The 21,788-nt window shown below is 68.2% G+C and carries 28 protein-coding genes; 21 read left to right on the top strand and 7 right to left on the bottom strand.

Annotation, left to right across the window (positions count from 1 at the left end; all coding sequences use genetic code 11):
- Position 1 precedes the first annotated feature (1 nt).
- The 18 genes from rplF (at position 2) to truA (ending at position 11,353) form a co-directional block, all read left to right on the top strand.
- Positions 2-544 carry a 50S ribosomal protein L6 gene (gene rplF / locus ACQPWU_RS05515; protein WP_433437336.1) on the top strand — a complete coding sequence of 181 codons (543 nt, stop codon included), beginning with the start codon at positions 2-4 and terminating at the stop codon, positions 542-544.
- A 2-nt stretch (positions 545-546) separates the two neighbouring features.
- Complete coding sequence (gene rplR / locus ACQPWU_RS05520; protein ID WP_185070632.1) at positions 547-930, top strand: 50S ribosomal protein L18; 384 nt, start codon at positions 547-549, stop codon at positions 928-930.
- 25 nt (positions 931-955) lie between these two features.
- Positions 956-1,585 carry a 30S ribosomal protein S5 gene (gene rpsE / locus ACQPWU_RS05525; protein ID WP_091090115.1) on the top strand — a complete coding sequence of 210 codons (630 nt, stop codon included), beginning with the start codon at positions 956-958 and terminating at the stop codon, positions 1,583-1,585.
- Between the two features lie 2 nt (positions 1,586-1,587).
- Entirely contained in the window at positions 1,588-1,770 is a 183-nt protein-coding gene (rpmD, locus tag ACQPWU_RS05530; protein ID WP_080043226.1) for a 50S ribosomal protein L30, read from the top strand.
- A gap of 2 nt (positions 1,771-1,772) precedes the next feature.
- Positions 1,773-2,228 (top strand): 50S ribosomal protein L15, encoded by a 456-nt coding sequence (gene rplO, locus ACQPWU_RS05535; protein ID WP_357616913.1) that lies wholly within the window; start codon positions 1,773-1,775, stop codon positions 2,226-2,228.
- A 167-nt stretch (positions 2,229-2,395) separates the two neighbouring features.
- Positions 2,396-3,700, top strand: coding sequence for a preprotein translocase subunit SecY (secY, locus tag ACQPWU_RS05540; protein WP_433437339.1), 1,305 nt, complete (start codon positions 2,396-2,398; stop codon positions 3,698-3,700).
- A complete protein-coding gene (locus tag ACQPWU_RS05545) occupies positions 3,700-4,350 on the top strand; it encodes an adenylate kinase (protein ID WP_360687306.1) in 651 nt (216 codons plus the stop codon). Before secY ends, ACQPWU_RS05545 begins: the two co-directional genes overlap by 1 nt.
- A 112-nt stretch (positions 4,351-4,462) precedes the next feature.
- A complete protein-coding gene (gene map / locus ACQPWU_RS05550; RefSeq protein ID WP_433445160.1) occupies positions 4,463-5,272 on the top strand; it encodes a type I methionyl aminopeptidase in 810 nt (269 codons plus the stop codon).
- Positions 5,273-5,290: 18 nt separating this feature from the next.
- Positions 5,291-5,722, top strand: a complete 432-nt coding sequence (locus tag ACQPWU_RS05555; protein WP_433437341.1) for a DUF1707 SHOCT-like domain-containing protein — start codon at positions 5,291-5,293, stop codon at positions 5,720-5,722.
- A gap of 103 nt (positions 5,723-5,825) precedes the next feature.
- A complete protein-coding gene (locus tag ACQPWU_RS05560; protein ID WP_433437343.1) occupies positions 5,826-6,221 on the top strand; it encodes a hypothetical protein in 396 nt (131 codons plus the stop codon).
- A 285-nt stretch (positions 6,222-6,506) separates the two neighbouring features.
- Positions 6,507-6,728 (top strand): translation initiation factor IF-1, encoded by a 222-nt coding sequence (gene infA, locus ACQPWU_RS05565; RefSeq protein WP_012887858.1) that lies wholly within the window; start codon positions 6,507-6,509, stop codon positions 6,726-6,728.
- 25 nt (positions 6,729-6,753) lie between these two features.
- Complete coding sequence (gene rpmJ / locus ACQPWU_RS05570) at positions 6,754-6,867, top strand: 50S ribosomal protein L36 (protein WP_003956441.1); 114 nt, start codon at positions 6,754-6,756, stop codon at positions 6,865-6,867.
- A gap of 222 nt (positions 6,868-7,089) precedes the next feature.
- Positions 7,090-7,470, top strand: a complete 381-nt coding sequence (gene rpsM / locus ACQPWU_RS05575; RefSeq protein ID WP_043623489.1) for a 30S ribosomal protein S13 — start codon at positions 7,090-7,092, stop codon at positions 7,468-7,470.
- Between the two features lie 42 nt (positions 7,471-7,512).
- Positions 7,513-7,917, top strand: a complete 405-nt coding sequence (gene rpsK / locus ACQPWU_RS05580; RefSeq protein WP_020542285.1) for a 30S ribosomal protein S11 — start codon at positions 7,513-7,515, stop codon at positions 7,915-7,917.
- Between the two features lie 23 nt (positions 7,918-7,940).
- The gene (gene rpsD / locus ACQPWU_RS05585) at positions 7,941-8,567 is read left to right on the top strand and encodes a 30S ribosomal protein S4 (RefSeq protein ID WP_360687316.1); all 627 of its coding nucleotides are present in this window, start codon (positions 7,941-7,943) and stop codon (positions 8,565-8,567) included.
- Between the two features lie 97 nt (positions 8,568-8,664).
- Positions 8,665-9,681, top strand: a complete 1,017-nt coding sequence (locus ACQPWU_RS05590; RefSeq protein ID WP_138670590.1) for a DNA-directed RNA polymerase subunit alpha — start codon at positions 8,665-8,667, stop codon at positions 9,679-9,681.
- Between the two features lie 156 nt (positions 9,682-9,837).
- Positions 9,838-10,380, top strand: coding sequence for a 50S ribosomal protein L17 (gene rplQ, locus ACQPWU_RS05595; protein WP_433437346.1), 543 nt, complete (start codon positions 9,838-9,840; stop codon positions 10,378-10,380).
- 73 nt (positions 10,381-10,453) lie between these two features.
- On the top strand, positions 10,454-11,353 hold the full coding sequence (gene truA / locus ACQPWU_RS05600) for a tRNA pseudouridine(38-40) synthase TruA (RefSeq protein WP_433437348.1): 900 nt from the start codon (positions 10,454-10,456) through the stop codon (positions 11,351-11,353).
- Here the strand turns inward: truA and ACQPWU_RS05605 are convergent.
- The 3 genes from ACQPWU_RS05605 to ACQPWU_RS05615 all read right to left on the bottom strand — a co-directional run bounded on the left by ACQPWU_RS05605 (position 11,318) and on the right by ACQPWU_RS05615 (position 15,679).
- Entirely contained in the window at positions 11,318-13,600 is a 2,283-nt protein-coding gene (locus ACQPWU_RS05605) for a hypothetical protein (protein WP_433437350.1), read from the bottom strand. The genes truA and ACQPWU_RS05605 overlap by 36 nt on opposite strands.
- A gap of 105 nt (positions 13,601-13,705) precedes the next feature.
- The gene (locus tag ACQPWU_RS05610) at positions 13,706-14,845 is read right to left on the bottom strand and encodes a hypothetical protein (RefSeq protein WP_433437351.1); all 1,140 of its coding nucleotides are present in this window, start codon (positions 14,843-14,845) and stop codon (positions 13,706-13,708) included.
- Between the two features lie 75 nt (positions 14,846-14,920).
- Positions 14,921-15,679: a CAP domain-containing protein gene (locus tag ACQPWU_RS05615; RefSeq protein WP_433437353.1), complete on the bottom strand. Its 759-nt coding sequence runs from the start codon at positions 15,677-15,679 to the stop codon at positions 14,921-14,923.
- 306 nt (positions 15,680-15,985) lie between these two features.
- Between ACQPWU_RS05615 and rplM the strand changes: the two genes are divergently transcribed.
- Genes rplM through glmM form a run of 3 tightly spaced genes read left to right on the top strand, consistent with a single transcriptional unit; the run spans position 15,986 to position 18,329 of the window.
- Positions 15,986-16,429, top strand: coding sequence for a 50S ribosomal protein L13 (gene rplM, locus ACQPWU_RS05620; protein WP_360687334.1), 444 nt, complete (start codon positions 15,986-15,988; stop codon positions 16,427-16,429).
- A 26-nt stretch (positions 16,430-16,455) separates the two neighbouring features.
- The gene (gene rpsI / locus ACQPWU_RS05625) at positions 16,456-16,980 is read left to right on the top strand and encodes a 30S ribosomal protein S9 (RefSeq protein ID WP_433437356.1); all 525 of its coding nucleotides are present in this window, start codon (positions 16,456-16,458) and stop codon (positions 16,978-16,980) included.
- A 2-nt stretch (positions 16,981-16,982) separates the two neighbouring features.
- A complete protein-coding gene (gene glmM / locus ACQPWU_RS05630; RefSeq protein WP_433437358.1) occupies positions 16,983-18,329 on the top strand; it encodes a phosphoglucosamine mutase in 1,347 nt (448 codons plus the stop codon).
- A gap of 45 nt (positions 18,330-18,374) precedes the next feature.
- Here the strand turns inward: glmM and ACQPWU_RS05635 are convergent, their stop codons facing one another.
- The 4 genes from ACQPWU_RS05635 to ACQPWU_RS05650 are packed head-to-tail and all read right to left on the bottom strand — an operon-like array spanning position 18,375 to position 21,763.
- Positions 18,375-19,091: an ABC transporter permease gene (locus ACQPWU_RS05635; protein WP_433437359.1), complete on the bottom strand. Its 717-nt coding sequence runs from the start codon at positions 19,089-19,091 to the stop codon at positions 18,375-18,377.
- Positions 19,091-20,005, bottom strand: coding sequence for an ABC transporter ATP-binding protein (locus tag ACQPWU_RS05640; RefSeq protein ID WP_433437361.1), 915 nt, complete (start codon positions 20,003-20,005; stop codon positions 19,091-19,093). Before ACQPWU_RS05640 ends, ACQPWU_RS05635 begins: the two co-directional genes overlap by 1 nt.
- Positions 20,002-20,862, bottom strand: coding sequence for an ABC transporter permease (locus ACQPWU_RS05645; protein WP_433437362.1), 861 nt, complete (start codon positions 20,860-20,862; stop codon positions 20,002-20,004). Before ACQPWU_RS05645 ends, ACQPWU_RS05640 begins: the two co-directional genes overlap by 4 nt.
- Complete coding sequence (locus ACQPWU_RS05650; RefSeq protein WP_360687355.1) at positions 20,855-21,763, bottom strand: ABC transporter ATP-binding protein; 909 nt, start codon at positions 21,761-21,763, stop codon at positions 20,855-20,857. The genes ACQPWU_RS05645 and ACQPWU_RS05650 overlap by 8 nt, the downstream gene beginning before the upstream one ends.
- Positions 21,764-21,788 lie beyond the last annotated feature (25 nt).

Here is a 21,788-nt window from a genome sequence, read left to right on the forward strand (position 1 = left end):
CATGTCGCGAATCGGACGGCTGCCCATCCCTGTGCCCGGCGGCGTAGACATCACGATCGACGGTCAGGATGTCCAGGTCAAGGGCCCGAAGGGCACGCTCAATCACAGGGTCGCCGACCCCATCACGGTCGCTCGTGACGAGGACGGCGCCATCGCCGTCTCCCGGCCGAACGACGAGAACAAGGTCCGTGCGCTGCACGGCCTGTCCAGGACGCTGATCGCCAACATGGTGCAGGGCGTCACCCAGGGGTACTCCAAGTCCCTGGAGATCGTCGGAGTCGGTTACCGCGTCCAGGCCAAGGGCCCGACGCAGCTGGAGTTCTCACTGGGCTTCAGCCACCCGGTCATCGTGGACGCCCCCGAGGGCGTCACCTTCCGCGTCGAGAAGCCGACCCTGTTCCACGTGGACGGCATCGACAAGCAGAAGGTCGGCGAGGTCGCGGCCAACATCCGCAAGCTGCGCAAGCCCGACCCGTACAAGGGCAAGGGCGTGCGCTACCAGGGAGAACAGATCCGCCGCAAGGTCGGAAAGGCTGGTAAGTAGGCATGGCTCCGAAGACTGCGTTCAGCAAGCACACGGCTGCCCGCACCGTCTCGCGGGCCCGCCGTCACCGCCGCGTCCGCAAGTTCGTCGTCGGTACGGCCGAGCGTCCGCGCCTGGTCGTCAACCGCTCGACGCGTCACATGTTCGTCCAGATCGTGGACGACTCCGTCGGCCACACGCTGGTGAGCGCGTCCACCATGGACGCGGCGCTGCGCACGCTGGAGGCGGACAAGACCGAGAAGGCGAAGAAGGTCGGCGAGCTCCTCGCTCAGCGGGCCAAGGAAGCCGGGATCACCAAGGTCGTCTTCGACCGCGGTGGCAACCGCTACGCCGGCCGTATCGCGGCTCTGGCGGACAGCGCCCGCGAAGGCGGGCTCGAATTCTGATGGCAACTGAGATGAGGAACCACTGATGGCTGCAGCTCCGCGTCGCGGTGGCGGCACCGGTGGCGAGCGGCGGGACCGTCGTGACGATCGCCGCGGTGGCGCCGCCGACAAGGGCGTCTCGTACATCGAGCGCGTAGTGAAGATCAACCGAGTGGCCAAGGTCGTGAAGGGTGGTCGTCGCTTCAGCTTCACCGCCCTCGTCGTCGTCGGTGACGGCAACGGCCTGGTCGGCGTCGGCTACGGCAAGGCCAAGGAAGTGCCCGCGGCCATCGCCAAGGGCGTCGAAGAGGCGAAGAAGCACTTCTTCAAGGTGCCTCGGATCCAGGGCACCATCCCGCACACCGTGCAGGGCGAGGAGGCGGCCGGTGTCGTCTTCCTGCGTCCGGCCTCGGCCGGTACCGGCGTCATCGCCGGCGGTCCGGTGCGTGCGGTGCTGGAGTGCGCCGGCATCCACGACGTGCTGTCGAAGTCGCTCGGCTCCGACAACCCGATCAACATCGTGCACGCCACCGTGGCGGCTCTGAAGGGCCTCTCGCGGCCCGAGGAGATCGCCGCCCGCCGTGGCCTGCCGATCGAGGACGTCGCCCCGGCCCGGATGCTGAAGGCTCAGCGCGAGGGTCTCGCCGAGGCGGCGGCCGCGAAGGCGGTGAGCTAGTCATGGCACGCCTGAAGATCACTCAGGTTCGCTCGAAGATCGGTGGCAAGCAGAACCAGCGTGACTCGCTGCGTTCGCTTGGCCTGAAGCGAATCGGCGACGTCGTCGTCAAGGAGGACCGGCCCGAGATTCGCGGGATGGTCTCCGTGGTGACGCACCTCGTCGAGGTGGAAGAGGTCGACTAGTCATGACTGACAAGGCTCCGCTCAAGATTCACGACCTGCGTCCCGCCCCTGGCGCCAACAAGGCCAAGATCCGCAAGGGTCGCGGCGAGGCGTCGAAGGGCAAGACCGCCGGTCGCGGCACCAAGGGCAGCCACGCCCGTACGACGGTCCCCCTCGGTTTCGAGGGTGGCCAGGTGCCGCTGCAGAGGCGTCTGCCGAAGCTCAAGGGCTTCTCCAACGCGCTGTTCAAGACGACCTACCAGGTCGTCAACCTGGACAGGCTCGGCGAGCTGTTCCCCGAGGGTGGCGAGGTCACCGTCGAGGCGCTGGTCGCCAAGGGTGCTGTCCGTAAGAACCAGCTCGTGAAGGTGCTCGGCACCGGCGAGATCTCCGTTGCGGTGAACGTTCAGGCTCACGCCTTCTCGTCCTCCGCGAAGGAGAAGATCGCGGCTGCCGGTGGTTCCGTTACCGAGCTGTAAGAGCTATTACGCGGCGTGGGGGCTTTGACAAATGCCCCCACGCCCGTAGTGCGTTAGAGTTCGCGAGACGGCAGGCTTCTGTCCGGCTCGTCAGACCTAAGACTTGAGATGGCAGATCCCCGCACCATCGCATACTCACACCGCCGTAAAGGCGCGCAGGAGGGACCGTGCTGACCGCGTTTACCCGGGCGTTCCGGACACCGGACCTGCGCAAGAAGTTGCTCTTCACGCTGGGCATCATCGCGCTTTTCCGTCTCGGCTCGGTTCTTCCGACTCCGGGAGTTCACGTCCAGAACCTCGCGGCCTGTTTCGAGCAGGCCCGTAACGGAGCCGCCGGCAACATCTACGGGATGGTGCAGCTTTTCAGCGGCGGTGCGCTCCTGAAGCTGTCGGTGTTCGCGCTGGGCATCATGCCGTACATCACCGCGAGCATCATTCTCCAGCTGCTCGTCGTCGTGATTCCACGCCTCGAGGCATTGAAGAAGGAGGGGCAGGCCGGCCAGGCCAAGATCACGCAGTATACGCGTTATCTGACCATCGGGCTCGCCGTCCTGCAGTCGACCGCCTTCATCGCGCTGGCCCGCACCGGCCAGCTCTTCCCGAACTGCCAGCAGGACGTCCTGCGCGACCCCGACAACATCTTCTCGATCATCACGATGGTGGTCATCATGACCGCCGGTACGTCGGTGATCATGTGGCTCGGTGAGCTCGTCACCGACCGGGGTGTCGGCAACGGCATGTCCATCCTGATCTTCACGCAGGTCGTCGCGGTCTTCCCGTCCGAGCTGACCAACATCTTCCAGGCGAACAAGTTCACGTTCACCGTGGTCATGGTCGTCGGCATCTTCATGATCGCCGCGGTGGTCTTCGTCGAGCAGGCGCAGCGTCGCATCCCCGTCCAATACGCCAAGCGGATGGTCGGGCGCAGGATGTACGGCGGCACGTCCACGTACATCCCGCTGAAGGTCAACCAGGCCGGCATCATCCCGGTCATCTTCGCGTCCTCGCTGCTCTACCTGCCGCAGCTGCTCACGTCGCTCTTCCAGTCCACCGACAACGCGGCCATCCGCTGGATCTCCCAGAACCTGGCCACGGGCGACACCCCGATCTACATGGGCACGTTCTTCGTGCTGATCATCTTCTTCACGTACTTCTACGTGTCCATTACGTTCAACCCCACTGAAGTCGCCGACAACATGAAGAAGTACGGTGGTTTCATTCCGGGCATCCGCCCCGGCCGGCCGACGGCTGAATACCTGAACTTCGTGCTCACTCGTCTGACCGCGCCGGGCTCGCTCTATCTGGGTCTGATCGCCATGGTCCCGATCATCGCGCTGGCGGTGTCCGGTGCGAGCCAGAACTTCCCGTTCGGAGGGACGAGTATTCTGATCATGGTAGGCGTCGGTCTGGACACCGTTAAGCAGATCGAGAGCCAGCTGCAGCAGCGTAACTACGAAGGTTTCCTGCGGTAGTGCGTCTCGTTCTGGTCGGGCCCCCCGGAGCGGGTAAGGGGACGCAGGCCCAGTACATCGCATCGAACCTGTCCATCCCGAAGATCTCGACAGGTGACATTTTCCGTGCCAACGTCTCGGGGGGCACGGAGCTTGGCAAGCTTGCCAAGACGTACATGGACCGTGGTGATCTGGTACCCGACGAGGTCACCATCGCCATGGTCCGTGACCGTCTGGGCGAGGAGGACGCGCAGGACGGGTTCCTGCTCGACGGCTTTCCGAGGAACGTGGCGCAGGCCGAGATCCTGCGCGACATGCTCAAGGACTGGGGCCTGGCGCTCGACCTCGTGCTCGAGCTCGTCGTCGACGACGACGAGGTGGTCAGGCGGCTGGCCGGTCGGCGCACCTGCAGCCAGTGCGGCCGCATCTGGCACGTCGAGTTCGACGACAAGAAGGACGACAAGTGCGACGCGTGCGGGGGCACGCTCTTCCAGCGTGACGACGACAAGGAGGAGACCGTCAGGCACCGCCTGGAGGTCTACCAGGAGCAGACGGCGCCCTTGGTCTCCTACTACGCCGACGAGGACATTCTCGTAGGTGTGGACGCGACGGGCCCGGTCGAGGAGGTCACTCAGCGGGCCATGGAGGCGATCCGCCCGTTCATGGGTTAGTACCAAGTACGACCGATTTGCGGAGGTGGCACGGGTTTCCGTGCCACCTCGCGGTTATTGTGGGGGAATTGGGCCCCCAGGTGGCCCGTTGAGTGACCCAGGGGGGCAGAAGATGTTCAAACGCAACAGACACGGCATCCAGATCAAGTCGCCGGAGCAGCTCGACAAGATGCGGGCGGCAGGCCTGGTGGTCGGGCGCACGCTCGACCTGCTCAAGCACTCGGTCGAGCCCGGCATGACGCCGCTCGACCTCGACGTCATCGCCGAGAAGGCGATCAGGGACGAGGGAGCGATCCCGTCGTTCAAGGGCTACCAGGGCTTTCCCGCGACGATCTGCGCGTCGGTCAACCACGAGGTGGTGCACGGCATCCCGACGGACGCCCGCAAGCTGCGCGAGGGTGACATCATCTCCATCGACTGCGGCGCGATCCTGGACGGCTGGCACGGCGACTCGGCCGTCACCGTCCCGGTCGGTGAGGTGGACACGAAGCTCACCGAGCTGATGCGGATCACGGAAGAGGCCATGTGGCGCGGCATCGCCGCGCTGAAGATCGGCCGCAACCTCTCCGACATCGGCTACGAGGTGGAGCGGTACGTCAAGTCGCAGGGCCGCTACGGCATCCCTCCGGAGTACGGAGGCCACGGGATCGGCACCGAGATGCACATGGACCCGTGGATCGCCAACCACGGCAGGCCCGGCCGGGGCCCGGCGCTGGAAGAGGGCATGTGCCTGGCGATCGAGCCCATGGTGAACCTGGGCACCGAGCGCACCCGCGTGCTGGCCGACGACTGGACCGTGGTGACGATCGACGGCAAGCACTCCGCACACTTCGAGCACAGCGTCGCGGTGACACATAATGGTCCTTGGGTGCTAACCGCCCTGGACGGGGGCAAAGAGCGCCTGTCCCAACTGCAGAACTGACCCCCGGGAGTGGGTGGGATGGCGAACAGCCCCGAGATGCGAGCCTCCGACGCCGATCGCGACCGCGTCGCCGCCATCCTCCGCGAGCACGCCGCGCAGGGTCGCATCACGATGGACGAGTTCAACGAGCGGCTGGAGCAGCTCTACACGAGCAAGACGTACGGGGAGCTGGCCAAGCTGACGTCCGACCTGCCGGACGTGGATCTGCGCCACCCGCCCGCCAAGGTGTCCAAGAGCCCCGAGCGGCGCGGCGGCATGCATCCCGGCATGAAGGCTGCCTGGGGCGCCTGGGCCACGGCCAGCGGCATCAACTGGGTGATCTGGCTGATCGTGAGCATCACGGCGGAGCACGTGATCTATCCCTGGCCGCTGTGGGTGATGGGCCCGTGGGGCGTCATCCTCCTGGTCAGCACCGTCTTCGGGGGGCCTCCGCCCAAGAAGCACCGGTAGGGCTTTGTGCACTAGTGCACTGTGTGCATTCCTCCGCAGTACGGATATGTCTGGATTTCTAACGTGAGTGGTGTCGAGAACACGACTCACGGAGGAAATCCAAATGCGCAAGGTCCTCGCAGCCGCCGCCCTCGCCGGCTCGATCGCCGTCACCGGCCTCGCCGTCGCCCCCGCCGCCCAGGCGTCCACCCAGTCGACCACCGGGTCGATCAGCAGCTGGGGCAAGTACTACTCGAGCAGCCACAAGGCCTACACCTACGGCAAGACCTGGAAGCAGAACGGCAAGGTCTACACCCATTGGTACGGCAAGGAGGCCACCCCGAAGAAGGGGTACGTCTGGTTCAAGTACTACTCCGGCGGCGGCTGGCACAAGTTCTACCAGGGGTGGGACGGCTCGTACCAGGCGACCTGGTCGAAGTACGGGATCAAGAAGCTCTACACGTACACCTGCTGGGGGAGCCCGTCCACGTACTGCGGGCCGGTGCACCGCATCTACTGAGTCCTCTGTCCCCCTGAAAGGCCCGCCGGGATCTCTCCCCCGGCGGGTCTTTCGCTGCCGGGGACTGTGCGGCGCGAAGGTGGGGTAAACTCTCACATGGTTGTGTCAGGACGCCTGGCACGCGTTTCGCGTTTTGAGCTCAGGTGTCGTACACTCCTTAGTCGGCTCACTATGACTATCACGCGTCGGTGACCGTTGCCGGTCGCCGCTCTCTCCGAAGCGTGAGGTCGCGGCTGCTTAGTGAACCGGAGCCTCAGACGATCGATCAGTGAAACGCGAGGAATTTTGGCCAAGAAAGACGGCGCCATCGAGATCGAGGGCACTGTGGTCGAGTCGCTCCCGAACGCGATGTTCCGGGTGCAGCTCGACAACGGCCATAAGGTCCTGGCCCACATCAGCGGGCGGATGCGGATGCATTACATCCGGATCCTGCCGGACGACCGGGTAGTCGTTGAACTGAGCCCCTACGACCTTAGTCGTGGGCGGATCGTCTACCGATACAAGTAAGACGTCTGAGGAATCACGAAGGACAATGAAGGTAAAGCCGAGCGTCAAGAAGATCTGCGACAAGTGCAAGGTGATCCGCCGGCACGGTCGCGTCATGGTGATCTGCGACAACCTGCGCCACAAGCAGCGCCAGGGCTAGTCGCCGCAAGGCTCCTCCGAGTCCGCCCCGACATGAGGGAGCGGGCTCGACGCATGAGGAGCCTGAGTCAGTAATCGCGTCTCACACTTGAGCAGGCGGACTCTTTCGAGGGTCCGAACCACTCGGGAAACCCCCGGTCGGAGGCCGGGGCCCTCACCCCGGGCATTGGGGAGGGGTAGTGCGGCGCAAGACCTCCGCCACAAAGAAGGAGAATGCCCGACCATGGCTCGCCTGGTTGGCGTCGACCTCCCCCGCGACAAGCGGCTGGAGATCGCTCTCACCTACATTTACGGAATCGGCCGCACCCGCGCCCAGGAGATCCTCCAGGCCACCGGTGTCAGCGGCGACCTCCGCGTCCACCAGCTCTCCGACACCGAGCTCGTCCCGATGCGTGACTACATCGAGGCGAACTTCAAGATCGAGGGTGACCTGCGCCGCGAGGTCCAGGCCGACATTCGTCGCAAGATCGAAATCGGTTGCTACCAGGGCATCCGGCACCGCAAGGGCCTGCCCGTCCACGGTCAGCGCACGCAGACCAACGCGCGCACCCGCAAGGGCAAGAAGAAGACCGTGGCCGGTAAGAAGAAGCCCGGTAAGAAGTAGTCCACAGCCGCGGACCGAAGACCTCAGGAGTAATGGCAAGCAATGCCTCCTAAGAGCCGTCAGGGCGCGCCCAAGAAGGTGCGCCGCAAGGAGAAGAAGAACGTCGCTCACGGGCACGCCCACATCAAGAGCACGTTCAACAACACGATCGTCTCGATCACGGACCCCAACGGGAACGTGATCTCCTGGGCCAGCGCCGGCCACGTGGGTTTCAAGGGCTCCCGTAAGTCCACCCCGTTCGCCGCGCAGATGGCCGCGGAAAACGCCGCCCGCCGCGCCATGGAGCACGGCATGCGCAAGGTCGACGTCTTCGTCAAGGGTCCCGGCTCCGGCCGCGAGACCGCGATCCGCTCGCTGCAGGCCACCGGCCTCGAGGTGGGTTCGATCCAGGACGTCACCCCGGTTCCGCACAACGGCTGCCGCCCGCCGAAGCGCCGCCGCGTCTGAATTAGCCCAGGAGATACAGAGAAATGGCTCGTTACACGGGCGCGGACTGCAAGCTCTGCCGTCGCGAGAAGACCAAGCTCTTCCTCAAGGGCAGCAAGTGTGAGTCCGCCAAGTGCCCCATCGAGATCCGTCCTTACCCGCCGGGTGAGCACGGCCGCGGACGTCCCAAGGAGTCCGAGTACCAGCTTCAGCTTCGCGAGAAGCAGAAGACCCGCCGCATTTATGGCGTCCTCGAGAAGCAGTTCCACAACTACTACGAGGAAGCCGCGAGCAAGACCGGCAAGTCGGGTGAGGTGCTGCTCCAGATCCTGGAGAGCCGGCTCGACAACGTGGTCTACCGCGCCGGTTTCGCGCAGTCGCGTGACGCCGCCCGCCAGCAGGTCCGTCACGGGCACTTCCTGGTGAACGGCAAGAAGGTCGACATCCCGTCGTACCGCGTTCGCGAGCACGACATCATCGAGGTCCGCGAGAACAAGCGCAACCTGATGCCCTACGAGGTCGCTCGGGCGACCGCGGGCGAGCGCACCGTTCCCGCGTGGCTCGGCGTCGTGCCGGAGAAGCTCCGCGTCCTGGTTCACCAGCTGCCGGTTCGCCAGCAGATCGACACCCAGGTCCAGGAGCAGCTCATCGTCGAGTACTACTCGAAGTGAGCCTGAGTTGAGGTGCGGATTTCCGCACCTCAACTACGCTGTTTATCGGAGTGGCGTCATATAGCGGGCGCCACACGAAAAAAGGGGAGACCCACACATGCTGATCGCTCAGCGCCCGACTCTTCTCGAAGAGTCGATTGACGACACCCGGTCCCGGTTCGTCATCGAGCCGCTGGAGCCGGGCTTCGGCTACACCATCGGCAACTCGCTCCGTCGCACGCTGCTGTCGTCCATCCCGGGCGCGGCCGTGACGAGCATCCGCATCGAGGGCGTGCTGCACGAGTTCTCGACCGTTCCCGGGGTCAAGGAAGACGTCACCGACATCATCCTCAACCTCAAGGAACTGGTCGTCTCCTCCGAGCACGACGAGCCGGTCGTGATGTACCTGCGCAAGCAGGGTCCGGGTGAGGTCACCGCCGCCGACATCGCGCCGCCGGCCGGTGTCGAGGTGCACAACCCCGAGCTCCGCATCGCCACGCTCAACGGCAAGGCGAAGCTGGAGATGGAGCTGACCGTCGAGCGCGGTCGCGGCTACGTCTCCGCCGCCCAGAACAAGCAGCCGGGCCAGGAGATCGGTCGCATTCCGATCGACTCGATCTACTCCCCGGTGCTCAAGGTCACCTATAAGGTCGAGGCGACCCGAGTCGAGCAGCGCACCGACTTCGACCGCCTCATCCTCGACGTCGAGACCAAGCCGGCCATGAAGCCCCGCGACGCGGTGGCCTCCGCCGGTAAGACCCTCGTCGAGCTCTTCGGCCTGGCCCGTGAGCTCAACGTCGAGGCCGAGGGCATCGACATCGGCCCGTCGCCGACCGACGCCGCCCTGGCCGCCGACCTGGCGCTGCCGATCGAGGAGCTGAACCTCACCGTTCGCTCCTACAACTGCCTCAAGCGCGAGGGCATCCACACTGTGGGCGAGCTCGTCGCCCGCAGCGAGCAGGACCTGCTCGACATAAGGAATTTCGGCGCCAAGTCGATCGAAGAGGTCAAGCAGAAGCTGCACGAGATGACGCTGGCGCTCAAGGACTCCCCGCCCGGGTTCGACCCGAGCGCGGTGGCCGGGGGCGGCTACGACGACGACGACAGCGCTTACGTCGAGACCGAGCAGTACTGACACTTCCCGCGGTCCTGTCCGCGCGCCTTTCGGAGGGCTGAGGTCCCCGAGGCGACGGGATACGGGTGAACGTAACGGCGTCGCGGAGAAGCTGCGGCGCCGGCCCGACTCCGGTACCTGGTACGGCCGGGGCGGGTTAACCACAAGGAGAATAAAATGCCCAAGCCCACCAAGGGTGCACGTCTTGGCGGCAGTCCGGCGCACGAGCGGCTGATCCTGGCCAACCTGGCCACCGATCTGTTCCGCCACGGCAAGATCCGCACGACGGTGACCAAGGCCAAGCGCCTGCGTCCGCTGGCGGAGCGCCTGATCACCAAGGCGAAGAAGGGCGACATCCACAACCGTCGCCTGGTCCTGACCGTCGTCAAGGACAAGGGCGTCGTACACCACCTCTTCACCGAGATCGCGACGACGTTCGCCGAGCGTCCGGGTGGCTACACCCGGATCACCAAGGTCGGTCCGCGTAAGGGCGACAACGCCCCGATGGCGGTCATCGAGCTGGTGACCGAGCCGCTGAACGCCGTCACGACCCGCCGCACCGAGGCTCCGGCCGCCGCTACGGCCCCGGCGCCCGCCGCGGAGGAGACCGAGGCCCCCAAGGCCGAGGAGGCCGCTGAGGCTCCCGAGGCCCCCGCCGCGGAGACCGCCGCGGAGGAGGCTCCGGCCGCCGAGGCCGAGGCGAAGAAGGACGAGGCCTGATCTTTCAGGCCAGACAAAACGGGCCCGGACCCCTGTGGGGTGCGGGCCCGTTTTCAGTTGAAGGAGGATCATCGTGGTACGGCTCCGCCTAGACCTCGCGTACGACGGGACCGACTTCTCCGGATGGGCCAGGCAGCCGGGACGCCGCACGGTCCAGGGCGAGATCGAGCAGGCACTGGGCCGGATCCTGCGCCTCGAAGAGCCCGCCATGCTGACGGTGGCCGGCCGTACCGACGCCGGGGTGCACGCGCGCGGCCAGGTCGCTCACGTGGACGTGCCGGAGGGCTCTCTGGCCGAGCTCGACGGGAACCGCGGACCGCTGAGCGTCGATGAGCGGCTCTCTGCGCTTGTCAGGCGGCTGGGCGGGGTCCTGCCCCCGGACGTACGCGTATTTCGCGTCTCCGTGGCTCCTGGGGGCTTTGACGCACGTTTCTCGGCGATGTTCCGGCGGTACGCGTACCGGGTGAGCGATATGGCGGGCGGCGTGGACCCGCTGCGGCGGTATGAGGTGGTCTGGCACAACCGGTCCCTGGACGTCGGCGCGCTGAACGCGGCGGCGGCGCGGCTGCTCGGGGAGCACGACTTCGCGGCGTTCTGCAAGAAGCGCGAAGGGGCCACCACGATCAGGGAGCTGCAGCGGCTGGAGTGGGTGCGCGAGCCGGACGGGGTGCTGGTGGCGACCGTCGTGGCGGACGCGTTCTGCCACTCGATGGTGCGGGCGCTGGTCGGGTCGCTGCTCTCGGCGGGCGACGGCAGGCGGCCCGTGGAGTGGCCGGGCGAGGTGCTGACGCGGGCCGCACGCGACTCCGGGGTGCACGTCGCGCCCGCGCACGGGCTGTGCCTGGAAGAGGTGGGCTACCCGGCGGAGGCGGAGCTCGCCGCGCGGGCCGAGGCCACGCGGCGAGTGCGTACCGCGTCTGATCGCCGTGAGCCGCAGTCAGCCCTTGGTGACGCGGCGTTCGAGGACGAGTGACGTCTGGTCGCGCAGCGCCCCACTGACCTTGGGCAGCGTCTTGTCCTTGGACTCGGGCGTGTGGCCGTCGGCGTACGTGGCGTAGCTGAAGACGATGTAGCGGCCCCACACCAGGCCGGAGGCGTAGCCGCCGGCGATGTGCACGCGTTCGCCGCCCGAGCCCGCGGCGCCGGGGAGCGGACGGAACCAGACGTTGTGGGAGAGGTCCTTGGCCTGGTCGGCGGCGGCGGCCGCGTCCTTGTCCGGGAGGACCGCTATGCCCGTGGTGACGGCGTAGCGGCGCTTGCTGTCGACGTACGTGGCTCTGAGCACGCGGCCGCACTTCTGCTTCCGCAGCGCGTCGGCGAAGGCCCCCGTGGCGACCTTGTCGCAGCTCGTTTCCACGTCGGCCTTGACCCTGGTGAACGTCGTGCCCGCCGCGCTCACCTTCTTCTTCGGGAACGCCTCGGAGAGCGACAGCTTCTGCGGGTCGGTCTGCTCGGAGTTGAGGATCGACGTGCCGCCGGGCGCGTCGGTGGGTGCCGCGGACGGTGCGGCGGATGGCGGCTCGGAGCTCGCCTGTCCGGACGCGCTGGGCCGGGCCGCGGCCGTGGTGGGTGTCGGGGAGCTCACCGCCTGGTAGGCGAAGAAACCGCCGGTGGCCACCCCGGCCAGGGCGAGGGCGCCCAGCGTGACGAACAGGGCGCGCTTGCTCCTGCCGGGCGGGGCGGGCGGCGGGGGCGGGGTCTGGAACGGGGGCTGTTTGAACGCTCCACTCGGGAACGCGGGGCCGCCTCCCGGAGGGAGGGACTTCTGCCCCCAGGTGTCGCGGGGGAACGGGAGATCGGGCAGCTTGGCCTCGGCCGGGGGGTTGGGCGGCCAGACGGGTACGTCGCCGGGCTCCGCCGGGCGGGCCGACGGGTTGGAAGGGTCGGGGAGCCAGACCGGCGGGATGTCGCGTTCGGCGGCCTTGGGGTCGAAGTAGTGGGCCGGCTGCTTGGTGTCGTGAGGGGACTGCGCCGGTGGCCTTGCGGTGCCCTCGTGGGCGAGTGGCCGGGTCTCCTCCTGCGGCGGGGCGATGGGGGCAGGGAGGGGGGCTCTCGCCTGCTTGGACGGCGCGGCGTCGTCCGGCTTGGCGGCGCTGGAGGCAGGCGGGTGCTGGGCGCCTTCCCGCCGCGGCGGGGAGACGGCTCCCGGCCGTGTGGCTTCCGGCTGTTCGGCGGACGATCGCTGGGCCGCTTCCCTTCGCGCTGTCTCCGGGTCGAAGTAGTGGGCCGGGCGGGTGAAGCCCTCCGGGTTGGTGGCGTTCGGGTCGAAGGGGGTGTTCGGGTCGTCGTTGTCGGGCTCGGCCACCAGCTCGCCCGTCGCGGCGGGCCACGGCGGCATGGCGCGCGGGTCGCTGACGGGCGCGGGCCACACCGGCATGCCCGCGGCGGCGGCGGTGAACGCCGGCGGGGGCTCCCAGGACGGCGCGCCGGGCACGACCGGCTCCACCGGCCAGGCGTCGGGCTCCGCCTCCGCCTCCGGCTCGTCCCATGGCCGGATCGCGCGTACGTGGCCGGCCCGCGTCTGGTCGGCCCGCTCCGGCGGATGCTCCGCTTGTCCGAAGGGTGCGTGGCCCGCGTGGCCCGGCTCGGCGGAGGGCTGGTCGGCCGGCGCAAGGCCCGGGTGGTTCAGCTCTGCGGAAGGCCGGTCGGCCGGTGGAAGGCCTGGGCGGTCCGGCTCGGCGGAGGGCCGGTTGGCTGGTGCAGGGCCCGGGCGGGTCTCGTCGGAGAGCGGGACGAGCGGCCGTAGCCCGCCCGGTCGGGTGGGCTCGGCCTCGTCGAACCAGTCGTACGGCGCGGCGTCGTCTCCGGAGACCTCCCACGGCTGCGCGCCGGGCGCCTCGTCCGGGTCGGAGAGGTTCGGCGGCGGTCCGTGGAAGACGGGGATGGCAGGCCGTCCCCCGGCGCCCGCGGACGCCGAGGGGCTGAAGGGCGCCTGCGCCGAGCGGTCGGAGGGCGCGTGCGCCGCGTCGTCGTGCGGCGCGGATGCCGGCCGGCCGGACGAGGCGGACGTCACGTCGTCGGCTGAGCCACGTGCTCTGCCGCCGGCGGAGTCACGTGCCTCGCCGTCGGCGGAGCCACGCGCCGCCTCGTCGGCAGAGGCGAACGCCGATGGCGCGTCTTGCTCGCTGATCTGCCCGAAGCTCGGCGGTGGCGTCGCTGGGGCGGCCGAGCTGTCGGCTTCCCTGCGATCGTGCTCGGACCCGGGTTCCTGGCCACGCATAGGGGGGAGCCTAGCGAGAGTAGCGAGATCGTTATGTCGGTATGGGCGTTCCCAGTGGGATCCCGCATCCCGTTTGGCTGCCTAACGCGTACAAAGCCCGTTTTGCTAGAGGGGGCTTCCGGTCAGCGTGCGGTTGTCCAGGGCCTTGAAGACCGTCGCCTTGGTGATGTCGTTGATCGCGGCGAAGACCTGCTTGGAGCCCTTCTTGTCCGGCTTCGTGCCGTCCTTGTTCTGGAACCAGACCATGATCGCGTAGTGACCGTGCGTCCAGATCTTGGCACCACCGGCACCCGAACCGAGCTGTTTGGTGACACTGTCCTTGCCCGCCAGCGGCTTCACGTAGTTGGTCGTGCTGCCGACCTTGGCCACACTGGCGGCCGACTTGCTGGACTTGAGGTTGGCCACGCCGATCGTGCCGATCACCTTGCCGGCCTTGTCGCGGAAGCTCGCGCGTACGAGCTGGGTGCATTTGCCGTCCTTGAGCGCCTTCTTCAGGGCGTCGCCAAGAGCGCCGTCACTGCACTTCTTGTCCTTGCTGGTGACTGTCATCTCGTACGACCGGCCCGAGACGCTGAACTTCCCCTTCTTGCCGAAGATCTCTGTGACCGTGATCGGCTCGGGGTCCGTGGAGCGCTCGGCCGCGAAGCCGTACTTGCCGGGCGGCGCTGACGGGAGCGGCGCGGCGGTCTGGCGCGGGGCGGCGGTCTGGGTGGTGACGGGCTCGTCGGCGTTGTACATCAGCACCAGGCCGCCGCCGAGCAGGCCGAGCACCGCTATGCCGCCGATGGCGAACCACAGCGGGGCGCGCGAGCGCGGGCCCTCGTCGTACGGGCTCCAGCCGATCCGGCTCTGCGGGGCCTTCTCGGGCTTGCTCTGCGGCTCCTTGTCGGAGTCCTTGTCGGAGTCCTTGTCGGAGTCATTGGCGGCGCGCCCCTTGCGGGAGCGGCGGGAACCGCGCGGAGCGTTGGCGCCGCCGGGAGCATCCGGCCCGCCCGGAGCGCCCGGACCCTCCGGGCCGCCGGGTGCGGCCGGACCGGCGTGAGCACCTCGAGCGCCAGGGCCGCCGGCGTCGCCGGGGCCCCCCGGGCCGCCGGGAAAGCCGGGACCTCCCGGGCCACCGGGAAAGCCGGGGCCGCCCTGCGCAGGGGGACCACCGGGACCGCCCTGAGCAGGAGGACCGCCCGGACCGCCCTGAGCGCGGCGGCGGCCTTGAGCATCCTGAGCGCCGCCCGCGGGTTGGAACATGCTCCCCATCCCGTAGGGGGCGCCGTTTTCACGTCCTTCGGGAAAACCCATGCGGCGACATTACCGTGATGTGCGTCATCGGGTTCCGAAGTCCTGAGTCCACCATGGCCCGTCCGGGCCGGACGCGACGCCCACGCCGATGGCCTTCAGGTCGCAGTCGAGGATGTTCTTGCGGTGGTCAGGGCTGCCGAGCCAGCCGCTCACCGCCTCTTCGGGGGTGCTGTACCCGGCACCGATGTTCTCCGCGGCGCCCCAGTGGTATCCGGCGCGCTCCATCCGGTCCCACGGCGAGGAGCCGTCGGGGGAGTTGTGTGTGAGCTGCCTGGTGCTCGCCATCTCCAGCGAGTGCGTACGCGCGGAGCGGCTCAGCCCTCCGTCCACCCTGAGCGCCCCGCAGCCGTGCCTGGACCTGGCGGAGTTGGTGAGCGAGACGACCTTGGCCGCCAGCCCGGGCATCACCTGCACGCCGGTGCTGCCGTCGCTGAGCATCGCCGGGTTGTCCTGGGTGTTGAACCCGGGGACCTGGCCCTCGGGCGTCCTGGTGGCCCTGGGCGTGGTCCTGCCGCGCGGCTGGGCCTTGGTGGTGAGCGTCCTGGGGATCATCTCGGTCTGCTGCTGCGCCTTCTTGGCCGTCGTCGGCGCGGGGTTGGCGGTGGCGGCCGCGGGCGGGATGGTCTCGTTGAGGTAGACGTGGCGGCTCGGCTCGGTGTCGTCGGTAAGCCGGCCGATCAGTACGCCCGTGAACAGCACGGCCATGAGGCAGGCGAGCACCCCCAGGTGATTCCGGCGCCGAGCGCCCTGCTGGGTTTGCCGGGGGTGAGAGTTCTGCCACATACCGCCGCTAACGATAGGGATGTCTGGTCCTGGGAAAGAAGGGGTCCCAGGGAAACGAAACCGAACCGTTCTGCGGTCAGGTAAACTCACAGCGGGTTACCGGTCATTTTGACCTGCGCGCCTTTGGGCGGGTAGCTTAGGTTCGTTGTGTGCATAGGTCCGTGAGACCAATGCGCGGCGCGTCCGGCGTCATCTCCCGTGTTGAGGAGACGGAAGGTCCGGGCCGTCGTGTGCCCGCACCGACCGACCAATGTAGCTGTCACATCCGACAGCGCCGAAGACGCGAGCATAAAGAAGGCTACGACCGTGCGCACGTACTCACCGAAGCCCGCCGACGTCCAGCGTCAGTGGTACGTCATCGACGCGACCGATGTCGTGCTGGGCCGGCTGGCCAGCCACGTCGCGACCCTGCTCCGCGGCAAGCACAAGCCGATCTTCGCTCCCCACGTCGACACCGGTGACTTCGTCATCGTCATCAACGCGGACAAGATCGCGCTCAGCGGCAACAAGCTTGAGCAGAAGAAGGCGTACCGCCACTCGGGCTACCCGGGCGGTCTGCGTTCCGTCACGTACGGCGAGCTCATGGAGAAGCGGCCGGACAAGGCCGTCGAGAAGGCCGTGAAGGGCATGCTTCCCAAGAACTCCCTCGGCCGGAAGATGGCGAAGAAGCTGAAGGTCTACGCGGGTCCTGAGCACCCGCACCAGGCCCAGCAGCCGGTGCAGTTCCAGATCACCCAGATCGCCCAGTAGTAGTTCGAAAGATTTAGAGGAGAACCGTGGCTGAGCCCACCGGTGTCGAGACGGCCGTCGTCGAGGCCGAGCTGGAGGAAATCTCCGGCGAGGACTTCCCGTCCGAGTACACCACCGAGTCCGCCGCCAGCGCTGATGTGCCCGTGCGCAAGCCCGTCACCACGGGCAACTCGTACGGCACCGGCCGCCGTAAGGAGGCGATCGCCCGCGTGCGCATCGTCCCCGGCACCGGCAAGTGGACGATCAATGGTCGTTCGCTGGACGTCTACTTCCCGAACAAGGTCCACCAGCAGATCGTCAACGAGCCCTTCGTGGTGCTCGGCGCCGAGGAGGCGTTCGACGTCATCGCGCGCATCGACGGCGGCGGCGTGACCGGCCAGGCCGGCGCGCTGCGCATGGGTCTGTCGCGCGCCCTGGCGATCCTGGACGTCGAGGTCAACCGCCCGCCGCTGAAGAAGGCCGGCTTCCTCACCCGTGACGCCCGCGCCACGGAGCGGAAGAAGTACGGCCTCAAGAAGGCCCGCAAGGCTCCGCAGTACAGCAAGCGCTAAAGTTGGCGCGCCTTTTCGGCACCGACGGGGTCCGTGGGGTCGCCGGCCGCGACCTCACGGCGGAGCTCGCCATGGACCTGTCGGTCGCGGCGGCTCACGTCCTCGGCGATGCCGGCGCGTTCGCCGCCACCGGGCGCCGACCGGTGGCGGTCGTAGGCCGGGACCCGCGTGCCTCGGGAGAGTTTCTCGAGGCCGCCGTGGTCGCCGGCCTCGCGGCGTCTGGTGTGGACGTGCTGCGCCTCGGCGTGCTGCCCACCCCGGCCGTCGCCCACCTCACCGCCGCGCTCGGCGCCGACCTCGGCGTCATGCTGTCGGCCTCGCACAATCCGGCGCCTGACAACGGCATCAAGTTCCTGGCCCGTGGCGGCTTCAAGCTGTCCGACGCGGTCGAGGACGAGATCGAACGGCGCCTGGGCGAGGAGTGGACCTTTCCCATCGGCTCTGGCGTGGGTCGGGTGCGGGAAGCGTACGGTGAGGCCAACCGGTACATCTCTCACGTGCTGACCACGATGAACGCCGCGCTCGACGGGCTCAACATCGTGGTCGACTGCGCGCACGGCGCCGCACACATGGTGGCTCCCGAGGCGCTGGTGCGCGCGGGCGCCAGGGTCGAGTCCATCGGCGCCAGGCCCGACGGCCTCAACATCAACGCCGGCCACGGCTCCACCCACCTGGACAAGCTCCAGCAGGTGGTCGTGTCGCGCGGGGCCGACCTCGGTGTGGCCTACGACGGCGACGCCGACCGCTGCCTGGCGGTCGACCACACTGGCGCGATCATCGACGGCGACCACATCATGGCCATCCTCGCCGCCGCCATGCACGGCGAGGGCCTGCTGGCCAAGGACACCGTGGTGGCGACCGTGATGTCCAACCTGGGCTTCAAGCTGGCCATGCGCGATGCGGGCATCACCGTGGTGGAGACCGCGGTGGGCGACCGCTACGTGCTCGCGCGCATGAAGTCCGAGGGCTACAACCTGGGCGGGGAGCAGTCGGGCCACGTCATCATGCTCGACCACGCGACCACCGGCGACGGCCTGCTCACCTCGCTCCACCTGCTGGGCGTGGTGGCCAAGTCGGGCGTTTCGCTGAAGGAGCTGGCCTCGGTGATGACGCCGCTGCCGCAGATCCTGATCAACGTCAAGGGCGTGGACAAGGGCAAGTCCTCGGCTCCCGACCTGCTGGCCGCCGTCGCGGCGGCGGAGGCGGAGCTGGGGGAGACCGGCCGGGTCCTGATCAGGCCGAGCGGCACGGAGCCGATGATCCGGGTCATGGTGGAGGCCGCGTCGGAGGAGCACGCCACCCAGGTGGCGGACCGCCTCGCCGACGTCGTACGTACGGCCTGCGTCTGAGCGACGCTTCGAACGGCCCGCGGGGTGACCCCGCGGGCCGTTCGCTTATTCGTCCCCGGTGAGCGAGAAGACCCGGAGTCGCCGGCCGGCCCACACGACGCCGACGACCGTGACGACGACGAGGGCAGGTGCGGCGAAGCTCAGGGCGACGTCGGTCTTGAGAAAGGCCGAGTCGGAGATCTGGTCGGCGACCGATTGGCCCCACTGCTGGATCGAGAACTTGCGTGCGCCCGGGATGAACCCGCCCACCACGCTCTCCCAGACCAGCGCGTAGATGATGCCGATCGTGACCGCGTGCCGGGTGATGACGCCCAGCAGGAGGAAGACGGCGGCGTAGGCGACGCCGGCCACCAGGGCCCCCAGCGCGAAGCCCGGGGCGATGCCGTCCTCGTTGCCGGCCAGGATCCAGGCCGCCAGATATGTGGGCACGGCGCCGAACAGGGCCATCAGCGAGGCCGCCACCAGGAACTTCGTCTGGACGATGACCGGACGGGAGATCGGCTTGGACATCAGGTGGATGATCGTGCCGTCGTCGATCTCCGGAGCGATGACGCCCGTGCCGGCGATCAGGCCCAGCAGGGGGAGCACGGTGCTGATGGCGAAGCTCTGCATCAGGTTGACGGCCATTCTCTGGTCGTCTCCGCCGAGTATGCGGAAGAGCACCGCCAGGCCGATCAGGGCCAGCGGAAGCAGGAGGAGCAGGATGATCCGGCGGCGTCCGAGCAGGGCCCGATAGGTGATCCCCGCGACTATTGGATTCATCAGGTGCTCCGGTTGATCAGGTAGGAGAAGACGCTCTCCAGGTCCTCGTCCGCCGGGGAGACCTGGTGCAGGTGTACGCCTTCCGCCTGGGCCACCCGGGGGAGGAGCCGGGCGAAGCGGCGGAACTCGGCGGCCTGGACCTCCAGGCCGTCCGGGCGAAGGGTGATGCCGCCCGTCGACTGGTCGCGGATGAGGGCGGCGGCGAGCTTCCTGTCGTCGCTCGAACGGATCATGAACAGGTGGGGCCTGTCGGTCATCAGGCGCCTGATCTCGCGGAAGTTGCCCGACGCCGCGTGCCGCCCCGCCACCAGGACCTCGATGTGCTGGGCGACCCGTTCGACCTCCTCCAGGATGTGGGAGCTGAACAGGATCGTCTTGCCCGCCGTGCCCATGGCCCGGATCAGGTCCATGAGGTGGAGTCGCTGGCGTGGGTCCATGCCGTTGAACGGCTCGTCGAGCAGGAGCACCGGCGGGTCGTGGACGAGCGCCGCGGCCACTTTGACGCGCTGGCGCATGCCCTTGGAGTACGTCTCCACGCGGCGGTCCTTGGGCTCCTCCATCTCTACCGTGGCCAGGGCCTTGCGGGCCGCCTCGATCGGGTCGCCCAGCCCGTGGAGGCGGGCGGCGGAGAGGACGAACTGCCAGCCGGTGAGGAAGCCGTACACACCCTCCCGTTCCGGGACTAGGCCGATATTTCGGTAGATGTGATGGTTCTTCCAGACCTGGGTCCCGTCCAGCGTGACCGAACCGCTCGACGGGGCCAGGAAGCCCGCCATCATGTGGAGGAGCGTGGACTTGCCCGCTCCGTTGGGGCCGAGCAGGCCGGTGACGCCGGGACCGATCGTCATCGTGACGTCGTTGACCGCCACCACGTTGCCGTACCAGCGGGAAACCTGCGACAGCTCGATCTTCACCGTGAGGCCGCCTTCCTGTAGCGCAGCGCGAGGGCGACCAGGGCGATCCCCACCAGCACCACGAGGATCGCCGCCGAGGCCGGGCCACTCGGGTAGGCGGCGCTCTCGATGGAGTGCGGCGGGGTGTTGAACAGCCAGGACTGTACGGAGTCCACCAGCCAGAACGGGTTGGCCAGCCAGGCCCAGGCGGCCGCGGACTCGTAGCCGGAGGAGTAGAGCGTCCCGTAGATCAACGGCACCGACGCCGACGACAGCAGGTAGACGACGATCACCGAGGCCACCCCGAGCCCGCGCCGCGGGGTGAACGAGGCCAGCGCCAGCCCGAACGCCGACAGCAGCACCGCCAGCACCAGTGCCATGACCAGCGCGCCGAGGAACTCCCCGGTGGCCGGTGGTCCGGGCATGTCCACCACCAGCTCGCCGACGTAGACCAACGTCAGCGGCACCGCCAGCAGCAGGAAGAGCGCCACGGTCATCGCCGCCACCTTGGCGCCCACGTACTCGGCGATCGAGACCGGACGCGACAGGTACAGCGGCAGCACGCGGTAGCGCAGGTCGGGCGCGACGACGGTGGGCGCCTGAGAGGCCAGGAAGACCGCCACGACGGCCTGCATGATGACGGCGTAGGCGCTGTAGGGGAGGATGCGCTGCTGCGCCAGGGCCATCGTCGCGACGGACACCACGGCCGGCAGGAGCATGATGACGAAGAGGGAGAACGGCATGATCTTGCTGCGGGCCGTGCGCCCGAGCCCGAAGATGCCGCGCAGGCTGTGCACGGCCAGCGCGCGCGTCGAGTGACCGCGGCCCAGCCGGACCCCGTCGTAGTGGCGATAGCCGATGTCGTAGATCTCAGACACCTGCGACCTCCTCCCTGAAGACGTCCTCGATGCGGTGGCGTCCCTGCTCGAGGCGGATGAGGCAGAGGTCCAGGTCGACGGCGGCGTCCCTGATCGCGTCGAACGTCTCGGGCCCGAGCACCTTGACCACCAGCATGCGGCCCTGCTGAGAGACCGTCTGCCCGACCTCGGTCAGGCGGGCGGCCAGCGGCTCCAGGCCCTCATCGACCTCGACCGTGACGGTCTGCGTGGCCTGGGTGAACTCGCCGATCGCGGACGAGCGCAGCAGCCGCCCGGCGTCGATGACGATCACGTGGTCGCAGATGCGTTCGAGCTCGCCCAGCAGGTGGGAGGTGACCAGCACGCTGATGCCGAACTCGGTGCCGATGCGCCTGATCAGCGTCAGCATCTCGTCGCGGCCGCGCGGGTCGAGGCCGTTGGTGGGCTCGTCGAGGAAGATCAGCTTGGGGTCGTGCACGAGGGCCTGGGCCAGCTTGACGCGCTGCTTCATGCCTGTGGAGTAGCCCCCGACGGCTCGGTAGCGCTCTTCTGCCAGGCCGACGTGGCGGAGCACGTCGGCCGCGCGCTCGCGGGCGGCAGCGCGCGGCAGGCCGGACATCTGTGCGAGGTGGACGACTAACTCGGTGGCGGAGACGTCGGGCGGGAGGCATTCGTGCTCGGGCATGTAGCCGACGAGCCTGCGAATCTCGGCGCCCTGCGCGGTCACGTCGAGATCGAGCACCTTGGCGGTGCCGCTGGTGGGCGGCAGCAGGCCGAGAAGGATCTTGATCAGTGTCGACTTGCCCGCGCCGTTCGCCCCGACCAGACCGGTGACCCCGGGCCCCACGGTGACCGTGAGTTGATCGACCGCGGTGACGGTGGGGAAGCGTTTGGTCAGCCCCTCGGTGGCGAGGATGTGCATGTGCCTGACCGTACCCGGCGCACGG

Source organism: Nonomuraea sp. CA-141351 (assembly GCF_050944675.1).
Taxonomy (GTDB): Bacteria; Actinomycetota; Actinomycetes; order Streptosporangiales; family Streptosporangiaceae; genus Nonomuraea.